Consider the following 16,302-nt stretch of genomic DNA (forward strand, 5'->3'; position numbering starts at 1 on the left):
TGGCGACATCACCTTCACGGACATCCGCGTGCATCCGATGACTCTCGGCGTCACGTCCCTGCGTGAGGTGGCGGTGGGTGCCTCAGCCACGACGAGCGGCTCTGCGTTCATTCTCGTTGGTGCGGGCAGCGGTCGAGCCCATGCAGCGGTTTCCAGCCTGGGATCGGGCGTGGTGGTTTTCGTCGGCAATGAGATCTCTGATGACGCGAACTACGCCGATGGCGATGCGCGTCGCTTCGCCAATCAGATCATCGACGGTCTGGTGGCACGTCCGGCCTGGCTGACGGTGAATGCTTCGTCGGGCGTGTTACAACCGGGTGGTGTCTTCCAGCTTTCATTCGTCATGAACGCGGGTGAACTGCCTGCCACGCAGTATCAGGCAACGGCACTTTTCACCACAAACATTCCGGGAGAGGCGGAGACACGTCTGCCGGTGATCATGAACTTGGTCGATGCGCCGCTGCTCACGCTCGATCAGTCGCGCGTGGACTTCGGCTCCATCGTTCAGGGCGTGGCAGCACAGCGCTCGGTGAACCTGCGCAATCTCGGGCGTGGTGTCTTGCAGGTGAGTTCGGTGACATTGGAGGGCGCAGATGCGGCGTCCTTTGTGCTGGACTCGACCTCCGGATTCAGCCTGGCGAATGGCGGACAACGCAGCTTGGCGATCACCTTCGCCGCCGATGCACCTTTGCGTGAGTCGAGCGCCGAACTGGTGATCGTGAGTGATGATCCGTTGCAGCCGACGCTGCGGATTCCCGTCACGGGCACACGGCAGTTGCCACCGAACATCGCCACCTTTCCCACGAACCTGATCTTGGAACTGAAACAAGGAGAGACGGGCACGGGCGATATCGCCTTGGAGAACAAGGGCGCGGGGCCTCTGGCCTGGCAGGCTGCACTCGATTTGCCGCCGGGTATGCCTGGCACTCCCCCCACCTGGGTGAGTTTGCTGGCAGTGTCAGGTATCTTTAATCCCGACAATCGCGGGACGGTGCGGCTGAACTTCGACACCGGTGTGCTGCCGCCTGCGGAATACAGGACCACGCTCTACATTGCATCCAACGATGTGGACACGCCCCTGGTCCAGATCCTCGTCACCCTGCGAGTCATCGCCGCACAGAGGCCTGTGTATGCGCCGAATGTGTCTGTGCCATACACCATCCTGGGTGACAAACGCCGCGTGCAGGTGCCGGTGCAAAACCTCGGCGCGAAGTTCTTCCAGTTCAGCGCGCCAGTATCGCTGAACACTTCCTTCCGCTGCGTGAGCCCGATGCCGTTTGTTGTGAATGGAGGACAGACCAAGATGCTCGAATTTGAGTTCCAGCCGCGAAAGACGGGCAGCGTGGCGGGCAGCATCATCTTCACCTCCAATCTGCCGACGAAGTATGTCTTCTTCACGCTCAGCGGAAAAGGCATCCTGGCGGGTCAGATCGTTCCCACACCCGCCAGCCTTTCTCTCACGCTGGCTCCCGGTGCCAATCACTTCCGCAGTCTGACTTTAAAAAACCCGGGGCATCTCCCGGTCAACTGGAGCGCCAAAATCGAAGGGGGTGTCTCTCTGCGTTTCTTTGGACCGCGTGCGGGAACACTGGCTCCGGGTGCCATCACCACGGTCACGCTTTCCATGGACACCGTCCAGTTCCCGCCGGGCACCATGCGCTACAAGCTCATCCTGACCAACGACGGCACACGCCCTCTGATCGAGATCCCCGTCACCTGCACAGTGACTCGACTGGCCGTACTCAGAGTCCAGCCAGCACCGCTGAACATTGGCAAAGTGTGGGCTGGGAAAACGGCGACCCAGCCGCTGGCGCTCGTCAATGACGGCAACATTAACTACAAGCTGAGCGCGATCACTCTCAGCAGCCCGCGTTTGAGCATCTCTCAGCCACTGAGCGTGCCAAACGTGTACGGCCCTGGCGCAGCCACCCTGTATCTCGCGGTCAGGTCTGACACTCCAGGAGACTATGAAGATGAAGTCACCTTTGAAACCGATGTGGCCAAGCAGCGCAAAGTCACTGCCATCGTCAAGTATCAGGTCGTACCGCCGCCGGCCATCGCCATCACTCCATCAAGCCTGGATGAAACCATCCATCCCGGTGAAGTGGTGACGCGCACGCTCGATGTCGCCAATGCAGGGGGCGATACACTGACCTGGACGACCACGGTGAGAGATGTGCTCGGACCTGCGGTGACACTGGCCTCCGCACAGACGAATCTCACATCAAACGCCAGTCTGCTCACGGCCGCCCTGGCTGGAGCACATGCGCTGACAGAGGGCACCTTCGGCACCAGCATCATCGATGGCGGGGCAAACATGTATGACACGGGCAACATCCTCTCCACCGATCTGAATTCGGGCGCACCTTTGCCTTACTCCGATGGGGTGGTGAATTCGCATCCCTCGACTGGCGCAGCGGGCAGATACTTCACGCAGAAAAACGGCGCGCTGTGGACTCTCGCCGCTGATCTGGAAGGCGCGGCGCGCTTCACCATCTCCGGCGGACTCGGTGCTGATGGCGCGTACACGGCCACGGGCGGTACCTTCACGCGCAAGGTCGGAGGCATCACTTATCGCGGCTTTTACAAGCGTGTCACCGGCACGGCCAGGCCTTCAGTGAATCATCTCATCATCCTCGAAGACCGCCCCGGGCTCGCGCAGCAATTCGAGAACAACACGGACAGCGACTTCCACGAAGTCACGGGTCTCTCCGGCAGCACGCGGATGTACTATCTCATGTTCGGGTTGAGCAATGGTGCCTCGTATGCCGAAGGCTCCTTCAGCCTGCTCATGGACACCTTCCTGCGGCACGCCGTGCATCCCACGACCTTTGATTTCCTCACACCTGCCACCAGCAGCGGCAGCACGAGCGCCGGGGGCACGACTCCTCATGAACTCACGATGGATACCCGCAATCTCTCCGGCGGCATCTACTCCGCCACCGTGCGCTTCAGCAGCAATGCCGTCGTGCGCAGCCTGCTCGATGTGCCGGTGATCATGCGTGTGCCCTCCGTCGCACGGCTGACTGCGCTGCCCACGCAGTTGGATTTCCCGGACACGTTCCTGGGCTCACTGACCACTCTGAACTGCATGCTGAGCAATCCTGGCAACATCCCGCTCACCATCACTGCCATGAGCACGAGTGATCCCGCGTTCACCCTGACCAACGTGACTCTGCCACGCACGATCCAGCCGGGCGGCACACTGGCTGTGACGGTGCGCTTCTCACCCTCGGAGACACGCAGTCATTCTGCGAATGTGATTTTGTCGAGCAATGCCAGCGGAGCGCTGCAAACCCTCGTGCCACTCACTGGAAAAGGACTGCTCGGGCCGAGGATCGCGGTGTCTCCCACGCCGATCACGCTCACCCTCGATCCGGGGACACCCACGAACCAGCTCCTCACGATCACAAACAGCGGCGACGCCACGCTGCAATGGACCGCCACACCCTCGGCCACCCTCGCCAGCCTGGTGGCGATGACCACGAGCACAAGCACTGTGCCTGCAGGATCGAGCCGACAGACCAGCTTCAACGTGAACACCACGGTTTCGACCGCTCCGGGCACTATCACGGGCTGGGTGCGCTTCACCAGCAACGACACCACCCGCGTCAATCTCGATGTGCCCGTCACCCTCATCCTCTCATCGCGTCCGCGACTCACCTTGACGCCATCGTCGGTGAGTTTTGGAAACACCTTCGTCGGTGGCAGCAGCAGTTTGTCTGTGCAGGCGCGCAACGTCGGAAACGCCGCGCTAACCATCTCCAGCATCACGGGCACGAGTCTCGCGTTTGACTGGCCCGCCACGACTCTGCCAGTCACCTTGGGTGCCGGGTCCACACTGAATTTCTCCCTCCGCTTCCGGCCTGATGCCGCCACCGCCTTCACCAGTCAGATCCGCTTCACCGCCAGCGAATCCACACCGTCTGAATTCCTGCTCAACGCCTCCGGCAATGGTGTGCAGCCGCCGACGATTTCCGTGCAGCCCGGGCAAATCAATGCCAGCGCGCAGAAGGGACAGATCCTGACACCGCAGCTCTCCGTGCAGAACGCCGGTGGCTCCACCCTGAGCTGGCAGGCCAGCGTGGTGAATCTCTCCACACCCACCGGCACGCTGCAGGATGTGCTCCAGCGGGTGAATGCCAGCCACACGACTGTCACCACGCTGATCCCTGACCGCTATTTGTTCACCGAAGGCGTGACCGGCACAAACATCGTCGATGGCGGCAACGACATGTATGACAGCGGCAACTTCCTCAACACCAGCCTCGGCAGCGCGCTCGCCTACTCGGACAATGCTGTCATCACGAGTGCGAAGCTCGGTGCTGGCGGCACTTACTTCACCCGCAAGCAGCCCGGACTCTTCGTCTTTGCGGCGGACATGGATGGCGTCTCCACCTTCAACATCAGCGGCAACCTCGGTGCGGATGGATCAGGAGCCGTCTCAGCAACCACGCTCACGCGCAGTGTAGGCGGCGTGAACTACACCGGCTTCTTCAAGGGCGTCTCCGGCACCACTGACCCCTCCGTGAATCATCTCATCATCGTCGAGACGAAGCCCGGCATCTCCCACACCTACAGCAGCAACTCCGACAACGATGACCATAGCATCACCGGCATGAGCGGAGCCATGCGCCTCTACTACCTGCTCTTTGCCCGCGCCGATGGCCGGGCGGTGGATACCGTGGTCGCAGGCACGATCATGGACGCCTTTTTGCAAAACATCGCCCTGCCTCCCGGCGTGCCCTGGATCACCCTCAGCCCCGCTGTTGGCAATGCCTCCATAGGCGGCAGCTCGCCCGTGACGGTGAACCTCAACACCACCCCGCTGCAAGTCGGTCAGCACACCGCGTCCATCCGTTTCACCAGCAATGCACCCGTCTCCGGCACCGTGGATGTGCCGGTGAGTTTGGAGGTCACACCGCCCGCCCTGACCGTCACACCGACGGCCATCACGAGCACCGCACTCATTGATGGCCATGCTGACACCAGCACGCTCACCCTCACGGCACGTGATGGCACCTCACCTGCCTGGACCGCTGTCTCCTCAGCGCCGTGGATCACCCTTTCAAAAGCCAGTGGCAACGGCAGTGACACACTCACTCTGACCTTTGATCAGACTCTGACTTCAGGTGCTCACAATGGCGCGATCACCGTGACCTTCGATGGCATTTCGGTCGCTGTTCCCGTCACCGTCAACGCACGCGTGGCGACCTATCGCCAACTGCACACCGACTACCGTCGTCCGGACCGACTCCTGGGACTCATCAACGATGGCAGTTCGAGCCCCTGCCTGCTTGTCTCCATCGATGCCGCCACACTCGCCCCTCAGGCGATCTTGTCCCTGCCGACCAACCTCATTGATACAGATTTGAGCACGGACTGCCGGTTCCTCTACGCACTTGCCCTGAATGACCGCACCTTCATCGAGGTGGACCTGGACACCTTTGCCATCACCCGCACGATGCCCGTCCCGCTCTCCGCATCCTTGGCTGGCGGCAGTGACCTCCGCACCGGGCGCGCCAACCGCCTTTACTACACCGACAGCTCCGCCGCGCTGCATGTTTATGACACGGACACCGAGCAGGATCTGTCCACCTTCCTGCTGCCCGGCAGCATCGGCATCGAGACCTTCGGAGTCACTCCTGACGGCAATGTGATCTATGCCCGCTCCCGCAATGTCTCAGCCGCCAGCTACCTCGCCCGGCTGAATAGTACCGGTGACATCCTCACTCAAACGCACACCAGCGCCGCTGTGCTGTCCTCCACCGCCTCTGGGGTGAATCCCGTCTTCATCAGTGCCAACCGGGATGCCATCTCCGCTGGCAGCCGTGTCTTCACCGCCCTGCTGGAGAGCAGCCTGTCCTTGGGTTCCGATTCGATCTGGGCTGCCTCCGCCTACGGTCGCGCCGTGCTCAGCTTCAATCGCCTCAAATTCAGCCCGTCGGCCTTCCCGGCCGTCACTCTGCCCGGAACGAGTTCGATCACCGTGGGAGCCTTTACCGCGCCGCAGAATACTTTTGTGTATTACCTCCCGGACACTCAGCGCCTGGTCAGCGTGTCTTTGACGGGTGTCATGACGCTCCCGCCCGCGGCCATCACGCCATTCGTCACGGATGGTGCCGTCCTCAGCGGTCCCCCCTCTGCCCTGAGCTGGACCGGCGATCCCAAAGCTGCCAGCTACGATGTCTTCCTCGGCACCGACCCCGCCGCTGTCTCCGCGGCGACGAACTCCGGCGGTGGCATCTACCGTGGCAACACGACGGGGGTAAACTTCACTCTAAGCAGTGCGAACTACCTGCCCGGTCAGACCTACTACTGGCGCATCGACATCCGAAACTTCGACGGCACCACCATCCCCGGTCCCGTGTGGAGCTTCCGACTGCCCTCCGTCAATCCCGCCCCCACAAACATCACTGCCACGGGCACTGCCAAGGAGGGCAGCCCCATCGTCATGACGCTGGATCTCTCCGCCGCCACACCCGCCACCGAGTGGACTCTCAGCGAGAGTGCCTCCTGGCTCAGTCTCAGCGCCACCTCCGGCACGGGCGCGCAGACCATCACCGTGACGATCGATCCCACCAGCCTCGGCAATGGCACCACGGGCACATCGATTACCCTGACTGCCGGGCCCGATACCCTCCAGATCCCTGTCAGCTTCCGCACGCATGGCATTCTGGGCATCTCCCGGATGGTGGCAGACCCCACACTGCCCGTCGTCTATGCGCTGCACAAAGAAAGCACCACCACCGAAGGCTGGCTCCTGTGGATCGACCCAGCCACCGCTCGCACGCTTTTCGCCATCGCCATCGACACAGACATCATCGACTTCGCCGTCCATGCAGGCGATGACCGGATCTACCTCCTTGCTGGTAATGGTTCACGCGTCGTCAGCATCGAGCGTCAGGGGAATCATCGCGTCACCGGCACCTGGAACACCGCGAGCACCGCCGCCGCCATCCACAACGGCCCCGTCGGCCGAGTCGTCCTGCGCAGCACGGCAAACGTCCTCCAAATGCACCACAGCAGCACCGGCGGAGCGGTGGGCACCTCCATCAGTCTGCCCGCCAATGCCACCACACGCACTCCCGGCAGTGGCAGCTTCATCGCCGCCGCCGTGCAGCAGAGCGCCAACGTCACCGGTGTCGCCCGCTACAATCTCAGCAGCAGCGCCATCACCTACTTCACCACCCATTACTGGACCGGCACCTACAGTCCCGTCTTCACCCTCTCTGGCGATGGCACCCGCGCCATCTATCTCGGTCGAGTCTATGATGCCACCACGCTCGCCAGCCTCTACGACCTCGCCACCCCCATCCACGCCACTTCCTGGCGCGGTCACATCGGCTGGACGAGCACCCAGGGTTACAGCACCGCGAACGGTGCCACCGTGGGCAACCTGCCACTCACCACCACCCTCATGGCCGCCACAGCGGATGACTCCCGCCTCGTGCTTTGCAATCCCTCCGAGGTGCTCAGCAACAAGTTCATCAGCATCGTCCCCCATGCCATTGCCATCAGCCCCTCCCCACTGGCCCTCGGAAACATCTCTCCTTCGTCTCCGACGACTCGGTCCGTGACCGTGCAGAATCTCACCCCGCTGGACCTCACCTACACCTTCGCCTCCAGCGACCCCAAAGTCACCGGCCCCACCACACCCTTCACCGTCAATGCCTGGCAGAGCGCCCAGATCAGCATCACCTGCACCCCGCAGTCCGTGGGTAACATCACCGCCAATCTCACCCTCACTGCCACAGGCCAGCCTACGTGGGGCAAAGTCATCTCGTTCACCGCCAACGCCACAAACAACCCCAACATCAACCTTGGCTTTGAAATCGGGTCTGCCGGTCCGAATACAGGCATCAGCATCGCCTCCTACACAGAGGGAGGGCTTTACTTCGCCACGCCCACGAGATTTTCACAGGTCGGTCCCAATACCGGCAACCGCCCCAACAACGGCACCACCCACCTCGCGCCGTTGAGTAATGAGAGACCGCTCACCATCACCCGTCCCGGCGGCGGCACCTTCTCCCTCATCAGCGTCGATCTGGCCGAATACAGAACCGTCTTCCCCACTGCCAAAGACATCCCTTGGACTGGCACCACGGCCACCGGACAGACCGTCACCACCACCTTCCGCATCGACGGCGTCATCGATGGCACCGGGCCCACCGCCGACTTCCAGACCTTCACCTTCCCCGCCACCTTCCAAAATCTCGTCTCCGCCAGCATCACCGTGGACCTTTATGCCATGGACAACCTCACCGTGCTGACCAGCACCTCCGCTTCCACCGCCGCCGCCTCTTCACACCTCCCGTCTTCCCACATCACCCTCGACACTGATGCCGATGGCACCGCCGACTTCGATGCCCAGCCCGCCACCAGCTTGCCAAACCCGGATGGCACCCGCATTCACCGTTTCGACTGCCGCCACCTCCCCACCACCGACCCCGCCCGCCTCACCATCCAGGCCAGCCGCGACGGCAGCACCTGGAGCGACCTCACCCCCCAGCTCGACTACACCTGGCAGCCCACCGCTGCCAACCCCGACGACGCCCCCTGGCAGCGCGCCCAGCTCCGCATCCCCACCGCCGCCGACACCGCCTGGCAGTTCCGCCTCCTCTCGCAGCCTTGATTTCGCTGAGCCAGCCTGCCTTCCCTTCATCGGCCTTCCAGTAGCAGCCTTTGCTGATGCTCCGATTGGATTCGCTTGATGAAGTCCGACATCTTCTGTTGCTGCATTTTCCTGATCAGAGTTTCTTCATCAATGGGCTCGACTCCGAAGTCCCGCAGCGCCGTCTCTGCAAGGCTCCGCACGGGGAAGAACTTCTCCCGCAGGAGGCCGCAGCCGCCGTTCACCACGAAGTGATCATCCTTCATCGCCATCCGAAACCAGGGGATCAGCTCCCGATCCTTCAGGCGGCGCAGGGTCTTTGCCGCGCTGATTTTCAGGGCCGGGTAATAGGACCACGTCATTTCTTTGGCCGCAGGAAGGCGGCAGTCCGCATCCCCCAGCGCCGCGGCGATGACGGTCAACATGCCGCGCACTTCGTCGCTCTTCTCCGCCGCCAGCGCGGCCCGCACCTCCGGCAGGAGGCTGGGGCCCAAAAGGCGACAGCGCTGGAGGATCGCCTCCCGCTTCCGCTCCGTCGGCATCGTATTCTGAGTCCAACTGTAATCCGCCCCAGGATTGGCCGGATCACATTCATGCCGCAGCTCCGCTAGGATCTGCCGACATTCCGTCGAAGCAGGTGCGGGAGCCGTCCCCTGCCACCCAAGCGTCAGCCAAACAACGGCCACGACGAAGATCGGGAGGAGGAGATGCTCGTGTTTCATCCGCGCTGAAACGGACCGGCACTCCCTTTCTTGGATTCATGATCCACGCCTAGCGCTGGCTGCTCGCACCAAGAAGTGCAGCCATCTCGGAGCCCATGATCCCTGCTCCGCCGCCTGTATCACCTCGCCCCCAGCATCCCCGTGGAAGACTTCTCACCATCCACGGATGGAGGGAGATGAAATCGACGGCCAATCGAACCATCTACGAAAGCAAAACGCGCCCGGCCTTTCGACCGAACGCGTTTTGGGTTTTGGGGGGGTGATTTAGAACACAGGCTAGAAAGCCTATGCTACGGCTTAGTAGCGGTAGTGATCGGTCTTGTAAGGGCCTTCGACGGGCACGCCGATGTAGTCGGCCTGGTCTTTGGAGAGGACGGTGAGCTTGACGCCGATTTTGGCGAGGTGCAGACGGGCGACTTCTTCGTCGAGCTTCTTCGGCAGGACGGTGACGCCAATCGGGCGGCTGTCCTTGGTTTCCCAAAGTTCGATCTGAGCGAGCGTCTGGTTGGTGAAGCTGTTGCTCATCACGAAGCTCGGATGGCCGGTGGCGCAGCCGAGGTTCACGAGACGGCCTTCCGCCAACATGAAGATGCTGTTGCCAGCCGGGAAGGTGTACTTGTCCACCTGGGGCTTGATGTTGAGGCGCTTCACGTCGCTGCGGGCGTTGAGCTTATCGACCTGGATCTCGTTGTCGAAGTGGCCGATGTTGCAGACGATGGCTTGGTCCTTCATCTTCTCCATGTGGGCGACGGTGATGATGTCCTTGTTGCCTGTGGTGGTGACGTAGATGTCGCCGTAGCCGAGGGTGTCTTCGATCGGCATCACGCGATGGCCTTCCATGGCGGCCTGGAGGGCACACACAGGGTCGATTTCGGTGACAATGACCTGAGCGCCCATGCCGCGGAGAGCAGCAGCGCAGCCTTTGCCCACGTCGCCATAACCGCAGACGACGCCGACTTTGCCAGCGATCATGACGTCGGTGGCACGCTTGATGCCGTCGAGGAGGGATTCGCGGCAGCCGTAGAGGTTGTCGAATTTGGACTTGGTGACGCTGTCGTTCACGTTGATGGCGGGGAAGAGCAGCTTGCCTGCCTTCGCCATTTCATAGAGGCGATGCACGCCGGTGGTGGTCTCTTCGGAGACGCCCTTCAGATCTTTGACGATCGTGTGGAAGATGCCGGGCTGGTTCTTGGCGATGTCCTTGAGGAGGTCTTTGATGACCTTCACTTCGTGGTTGTCGGACGGGGTGTTCACCCAATCGTCGCCATTTTCCATCTCATAGCCTTTGTGGATGAGAAGGGTCACGTCGCCGCCGTCATCGACGATCAGCTGTGGTCCTTTGTCGCCGGGGAAGATGATGGCCTTCCAAGTGCACCACCAGTATTCTTCCAGGGTCTCGCCTTTCCAGGCGAACACAGGCGTTCCGGAAGCGGCGATGGCCGAGGCGGCGTGGTCCTGAGTGGAGAAGATGTTGCAGGAGGCCCAGCGGACATCGGCACCCAGTTCCTTCAGCGTCTCGATGAGCACGCCGGTCTGGATGGTCATGTGCAGGGAGCCGGTGATGCGGACGCCAGCGAGGGGCTTTTTCGGGCCGTATTTCTCGCGGGTGGCCATGAGGCCGGGCATTTCGCTCTCAGCGATGTCGAGTTCTTTGCGGCCGAATTCGGCGAGGGCGATGTCTTTCACTTTATAGTCGGACATGAGGTGTCTTGTGGGTTCAGGTTTGGGTTAAAAGAAACAAATCATCGTATCAGGATGTGATGATATGTGCTGGATACGGCTGTGGAAGTCAAACGGCGATTTTTTAACGCCCGTGAACTTTCGCCCCATGAATCAGCACATCATGGAATGAAGCCGTCACAATGAGCCTGATTGCCTTTGGCTCAGTCAGTGCCACTTTCGCCGCTCTCCCCCGAAACATGAACATCATCACCGGATTCCTGGCGCTACTCGGGCGCTGGACACTCAGCAATCTGAGCTATTACGGCCAGATAGGCGCGCTGATGGGTGAGCTGCGGGACTGCGTGTTTCATGGGCGGATCAGGTGGCGGCTGATGATGGAGCAGATCGTCAATATCGGCTATGGCACGCAGGCTGTGGTGATCGTGACCGGGGCTTTCACCGGAGCGGTATTCACGGCGCAGTCGTATTTTAAGTTCAAGGACTTCGGCATCGGCTCCAGTGTGGGCAGTGTGGTGAGCGTGTCGCTTTGCCGAGAGCTGGGTCCGGTGCTGGCCGGGCTGATGGTGACGGGACGCGTTGGTGCGGCGATGGCAGCGGAGATCGGCACGATGAAAGTGAGCGAGCAGGTCGACGCCCTGCGCGTCATGGGTGCGCATCCGGTGGACTACCTGGTGATGCCGCGCTTCCTCGCGATGATGATCTCCATGCCGCTGCTCATCGCTGAATGCATCGCCTTTGGCCTGTGTGCTTCCGTGCTGGTGGGCACTCAAGTCTTCAAAATTCCCTTCGCTTGGTTTTGGACTCACGTGCTGAATCACACAAACCTGGAGGATGTGAGTTTCGGCATGATCAAAGGCTTTTGTTTCGGCGTCCTGATCGTGCTCATCTCCTGCCATCAGGGTCTGTTGGCCACCAATGGCGCCGTGGGCGTGGGCCGCAGCACCACGCGTGCGGTGGTGTTTTCCTCTCTGGCGCTGCTGGTCGCGAATTTCTTCCTGACCATGATGCTGAACTACTTCTTCCCTCTCGGCAGCGCACTTTGACCTCTCTCATGTCCGCCAGCAAACCCGTCGAACCTTTCATCCGCATCTCCGGACTCGCCAAGAGCTTCGGCGAGCAGAAGACCTTGCAGGGCGTGGACCTCACCATCCATCATGGCGAGACCATCGTACTCATTGGCCCCAGTGGTGAAGGCAAAAGCGTGCTGCTGAAGCACATCATCGGCCTGTTGCACCCCGATGCGGGCAAGGTGGAGATGGAGGGTATCGACCTCAGCCACATGAAGGAACGCCAGCTCCTGAAGATGCGGCGGCGCATGGGCTACTTGTTTCAAAACTCTGCCCTCTTTGACAGCCTCACCGTGGCTGAAAACGTGGCCTTTCCGCTGAAGGAAGCTGGCATCCGAGACAAGGCGGAGATCGACGAGCGTGTGCATGAGGCGCTGGATCTCGTCGAGTTGGAGGAGCACAAGAACAAGATGCCCATCAACCTCTCCGGCGGCATGAGAAAGCGCGTCGGCATCGCTCGGGCGATCATCAACCGGCCCGAATGCATCCTTTACGACGAGCCCACCTCCGGCCTCGATCCCATCGTCACGGATGTCATCGACCGCATGATCCAGCGCCTGCAAAAGCGCTTCCGCGTCACTAGCATCGTCATCACCCATGACATGGGCAGCGTTTTCAAGATCGCCGACCGCGTCGCCATGCTCAAAAACGGCGTCATTCACTGGCTCGGCACGCCCGATGAACTCCGCAACTCCCCCGATCCCGACATCCAGGACTTCATCGCCGGCCGCTCCGGCATGACCGCCTAACCTCCCCTTATGAATTCTGAACGCAAAACCGAAGTCCTCGTCGGCCTCTTCCTCCTCGTCGGACTCATGCTGCTCGGCGGCATCATCCTTCAGTTTGGCAGCATCCGCAGCATCTTCCGCGACACCTATCTCCTTCAGGTTTCCTTCACCAAAGCCTCCGGCATCAAACAAGGCTCCCCCATCTACCTCGGCGGCTCCAAAGTCGGCAAGGTGAAGCACTTCCCCCGTCTGAATGAAACCTACACCGGCGTCATCATCGACCTCGAAATCTTCGACAGCATCGAGGTGCCTCGTGATGCCGCTTTTGTGATCAGTTCAGATGGCCTCATGGGAGACGCCCTCGTCGAAATCCAGCCGACGGGCAAGGAGACGTCAGAGTTCATTCCTCACGACTACGACCAGATCATCAAAGGCCAGTCCGGCGGCGGTCTCTCTGACCTCCAGGGCCAGGCCGAAGTCGTCGCCAAGAAGGTCGATCTCGTGCTCGACGATGTGCGCACCGCGCTCGTGGATGTGAAAAGCATGATGCAGAAGGTCAACAAGGACGCCCTCTCCGACGGCACCATCCAGGACTTCAAAGAAAGCATGGAGCACCTCAACAAGACAATGGCCAGGGTCGATGAAAAGGTCCTCGGGGACGAAAACGCCGCCACCCTCAAAGCCACGCTCGCCGACCTCCAGGCCGCCGCCGCCAGCTTCAAAAACAGCGCGAAGAACGTCGAGGAATCCAGCAAACGACTCGGCCCCATGTTTGACAAGCTCGACCCCGCCATTGCCAAGGCGGACAAAGTGATGACCACCGCCGATGAATCCCTTGTCTCCATCAAAAAAGCCGCCGACAGCTTTGCCGCCGCTGCGCGAAACATCACCACCAGCAAGGGCCTTCTCGGCGCGCTGATGAATGACACTGAACTGAAAGACGAGTTCTCCGATCTCATCTCCAATCTCAAACGCAACGGCGTGATCTTTTACAAAAACAGCGCCGACAGAGAGCGTGCAGAGTCAGAGACAAAAGTGCCTCCCGCAGAGCCTGCTAAACGCAAGCCACTCTTCGGCCGCTGAGCCTCACGAGTACTTCACATTCTTCTGCGGCTCCATCTCAAAGGCGGTCGCGTCCTGCTCGGCGATGTTCGGCTTCAGCACCTCTTCGCGGAACTTGATGTAGTACGGGTCGTCCTGGCAGATCGCCAGCTTGTCCATGCTCTCGACTTCGAGATACACGAACCAGGGGAAGGGATCGTTCGGGTTCACCCGCTTGCCTGTTTTCACCGCCAGCACTTCCGGCACCCGCAGGAGCTGCACGCGGGTCTGGGACATCATGTGCTCCAGCTTCTCTTCGGTGACTTCAGGTTTGAGCTTGTAGAGGCTCAGGTAGGCGATCATGCGGCGTAGTGGTGGAGGTGCGTCCGCAGGGCGGATGGATCAGTTTTTCCAGTCCAGCACACCTTTGCGCCAGGCATAGGCAAAGGCGACGCCGAGGATGGTCACGAAGCTCAGAGCAGCGAAGAAGATGCCCGCACCGTGAGCGGCGAGGTAGTCTTTATAAATGACCGCCCAGGGGTAGAGGAAGACGACCTCAATGTCGAAGAGCACGAAGAGCATCGCCACGATGTAGAACTTCACGCTAAAACGCGGCTGGCCATCCTGGAGGGGCAGCATCCCGCACTCGTAGGCCGTGTCTTTGATGGCACTACGCTTCGCCGATCTGCCGACGAGGACGGAAATCAAAAGCGTGACCCCGGCAAAGCCGCAGGCGAGGACGATCTGGAAAAGGACGGGCAGGTAAGTTTCAAGCATGGCTCGTGCGGAGGGGGGAAATCGGAGGAGAGGTAGCCGAGGCGGGACAGAGCGTCAAATCCCGAAACGTTCCGCCCCAAATGCAACGGGCCGTTTCCAGAAAGGAAACGGCCCGTGCTTTAAAATGAAGACTTGGTGCTCGCGAATTAGCGGGCTGCCACAGCCGCCGTGCGGGCGGCGATGGTGGCCTGATGGGACTCGCGCAGACCAGGAAGGCCGCGATAGGTCTTGGTAACTTTCGCACATAGACCGCGGCTCACGAGGCCTTGCAGCTTCTCGTAGGAACGCAGGCGGAGCATCTCTTCGCCCCCGCTCACAGCATTCTTCAGCTTCAGGTTGTCATAGACCAATTTGAAAAGCTGATTGAACTCAAGGGTGTCGCCGTTGCCGAGGACATTGACGAGTTCGTCAGTTACATGATCAGGAACGCGGCGGGAAAAACGTGTTTTACGTGTCGGAGTCGTAGCCATAGGAGAGTACTTATAACCCAGCTTGGGGCAGTTGGCGAAAGGTTTGTGGACTTGGGTAGAAGTTTCTCAGACACGCAATGCAAGCCACAAGATTTTTCCAACTCCAAGGTTGACAATACCTTGGCAGAACGAGCGATGTATTCACATCGCATGTGCAACTTGTGGTTATTTAGCCGCGATTTTGAAAAGCTGTTTCTTGGTGCGGATGAAGATCGCTCCGTCCGCCACGGCGGGTGAGGCCGTCATCGCGTCCGGCAGCTTGTTCGTCGCCAGGATTTCGAACTTGTCCGCCGCCTTGACGACATTCACGTCCCCTCGGTCATTGCAGAAATACAGGCGGTCTCCCGCTGCGATGGGCGAGGGCAGATGCTGCCCGGCAATGCGGTCCTCCCAGATGTCCGCGCCCGTTTCAGGATTCATGCAGGTCACGATGCCACCACGCGTGATTTGAAAAAGCAGCCCGCCCGCCAGCACGGGGCAGGACTCGCTCGCGTTGCGCTTTTCACGATCCCACAGCGTGTGGCTCTCGGTGATGTCGCCCTTCATTTTGTCGTCGATGCGGATGCCCAGCGTGTGGGAGCGCTCGGAGCCGGTGTTCAGGATCAGCAATTCCTTGTGCACAAGCGGGCGGATTGCCGCATTGAAGCCTCCATGCCGCACGGTCCAGAGTTCCTTGCCTGTCACGGCGTCGTAACCAAAAGCCGCCCGCGAACCTACGGACACCAGTGTCTCAACACCGCCCAAATTAAAAACACTCGGTGTGTGGTAAGCCTTCCGCATATCGCCATCTCGGGTCGGTTTGCCTTCTTTGTCGAGGTCACCGTAATCCGTTGTGCGGCCCGTCTTCCACACCGTCTCACCAGTCTTTTTGTTCAGTGCGGTGACGAATTGTTCGTTGATGCCATCGAAGGTCAAAAAGATCAGATCTCCATGGATCGCAGGCGAGGAGCCAGGGCCGCGATAGTGGTTCACGTTGATGTCGCGCCGCTGCCACACTGTCTTGCCCGTCTGGGGATCAATCCGCGCCGTGCCATAAGTGCCGAAGTGGACGTAAAGCGCATCCGCCTCCAGCACGGGCGATGGCGCGGCGTAGTTGTTCAGCGGATTGCCCAGTCCCTCGGGATTGGCATTTTCAAAGAGCAGGATGTGATGCACCACCTTCCCTGTCTGGCGATCAATGCCATAGACATACTGCTTCTT

At 60.6% G+C, this 16,302-nt stretch carries 10 protein-coding genes; 4 read left to right on the forward strand and 6 right to left on the reverse strand.

Annotated features, from left to right (window positions below):
• The first annotated feature begins 37 nt into the window (after positions 1-37).
• Positions 38-8,635 (forward strand): Ig-like domain-containing protein, encoded by an 8,598-nt coding sequence (locus AC6FTP_RS20355; RefSeq protein WP_497208751.1) that lies wholly within the window; start codon positions 38-40, stop codon positions 8,633-8,635.
• A gap of 26 nt (positions 8,636-8,661) precedes the next feature.
• Here the strand turns inward: AC6FTP_RS20355 and AC6FTP_RS20360 are convergent, their stop codons facing one another.
• Complete coding sequence (locus AC6FTP_RS20360) at positions 8,662-9,336, reverse strand: hypothetical protein (protein WP_497208744.1); 675 nt, start codon at positions 9,334-9,336, stop codon at positions 8,662-8,664.
• A gap of 297 nt (positions 9,337-9,633) precedes the next feature.
• Entirely contained in the window at positions 9,634-11,037 is a 1,404-nt protein-coding gene (gene ahcY / locus AC6FTP_RS20365; RefSeq protein WP_497208745.1) for an adenosylhomocysteinase, read from the reverse strand.
• A 218-nt stretch (positions 11,038-11,255) separates the two neighbouring features.
• Here ahcY and AC6FTP_RS20370 point away from each other — a divergent pair, with 218 nt between their 5' ends.
• The 3 genes from AC6FTP_RS20370 to AC6FTP_RS20380 are packed head-to-tail and all read left to right on the forward strand — an operon-like array spanning position 11,256 to position 13,897.
• Complete coding sequence (locus AC6FTP_RS20370) at positions 11,256-12,062, forward strand: MlaE family ABC transporter permease (RefSeq protein WP_497208746.1); 807 nt, start codon at positions 11,256-11,258, stop codon at positions 12,060-12,062.
• An 8-nt stretch (positions 12,063-12,070) separates the two neighbouring features.
• Positions 12,071-12,835 carry an ABC transporter ATP-binding protein gene (locus tag AC6FTP_RS20375; protein ID WP_497208747.1) on the forward strand — a complete coding sequence of 255 codons (765 nt, stop codon included), beginning with the start codon at positions 12,071-12,073 and terminating at the stop codon, positions 12,833-12,835.
• 9 nt (positions 12,836-12,844) lie between these two features.
• A complete protein-coding gene (locus tag AC6FTP_RS20380; RefSeq protein WP_497208748.1) occupies positions 12,845-13,897 on the forward strand; it encodes an MlaD family protein in 1,053 nt (350 codons plus the stop codon).
• Between the two features lie 3 nt (positions 13,898-13,900).
• On the opposite strand, the gene AC6FTP_RS20385 is transcribed toward AC6FTP_RS20380, so the two are convergent.
• From AC6FTP_RS20385 to AC6FTP_RS20400, 4 genes are all read right to left on the reverse strand, one after another.
• Positions 13,901-14,218 carry a Dabb family protein gene (locus AC6FTP_RS20385; RefSeq protein ID WP_497208749.1) on the reverse strand — a complete coding sequence of 106 codons (318 nt, stop codon included), beginning with the start codon at positions 14,216-14,218 and terminating at the stop codon, positions 13,901-13,903.
• A 39-nt stretch (positions 14,219-14,257) separates the two neighbouring features.
• Positions 14,258-14,632: an NADH-quinone oxidoreductase subunit A gene (locus AC6FTP_RS20390; protein WP_497201853.1), complete on the reverse strand. Its 375-nt coding sequence runs from the start codon at positions 14,630-14,632 to the stop codon at positions 14,258-14,260.
• A gap of 146 nt (positions 14,633-14,778) precedes the next feature.
• Positions 14,779-15,102 carry a hypothetical protein gene (locus AC6FTP_RS20395; RefSeq protein ID WP_497201854.1) on the reverse strand — a complete coding sequence of 108 codons (324 nt, stop codon included), beginning with the start codon at positions 15,100-15,102 and terminating at the stop codon, positions 14,779-14,781.
• 165 nt (positions 15,103-15,267) lie between these two features.
• Positions 15,268-16,302: PQQ-binding-like beta-propeller repeat protein (locus AC6FTP_RS20400; RefSeq protein ID WP_497208750.1), on the reverse strand; the 1,035-nt coding region annotated here is incomplete at its 5' end.

This window comes from Prosthecobacter sp. (assembly GCF_044378005.1).
In the GTDB taxonomy this organism is placed as follows: Bacteria; Verrucomicrobiota; Verrucomicrobiia; order Verrucomicrobiales; family Verrucomicrobiaceae; genus Prosthecobacter.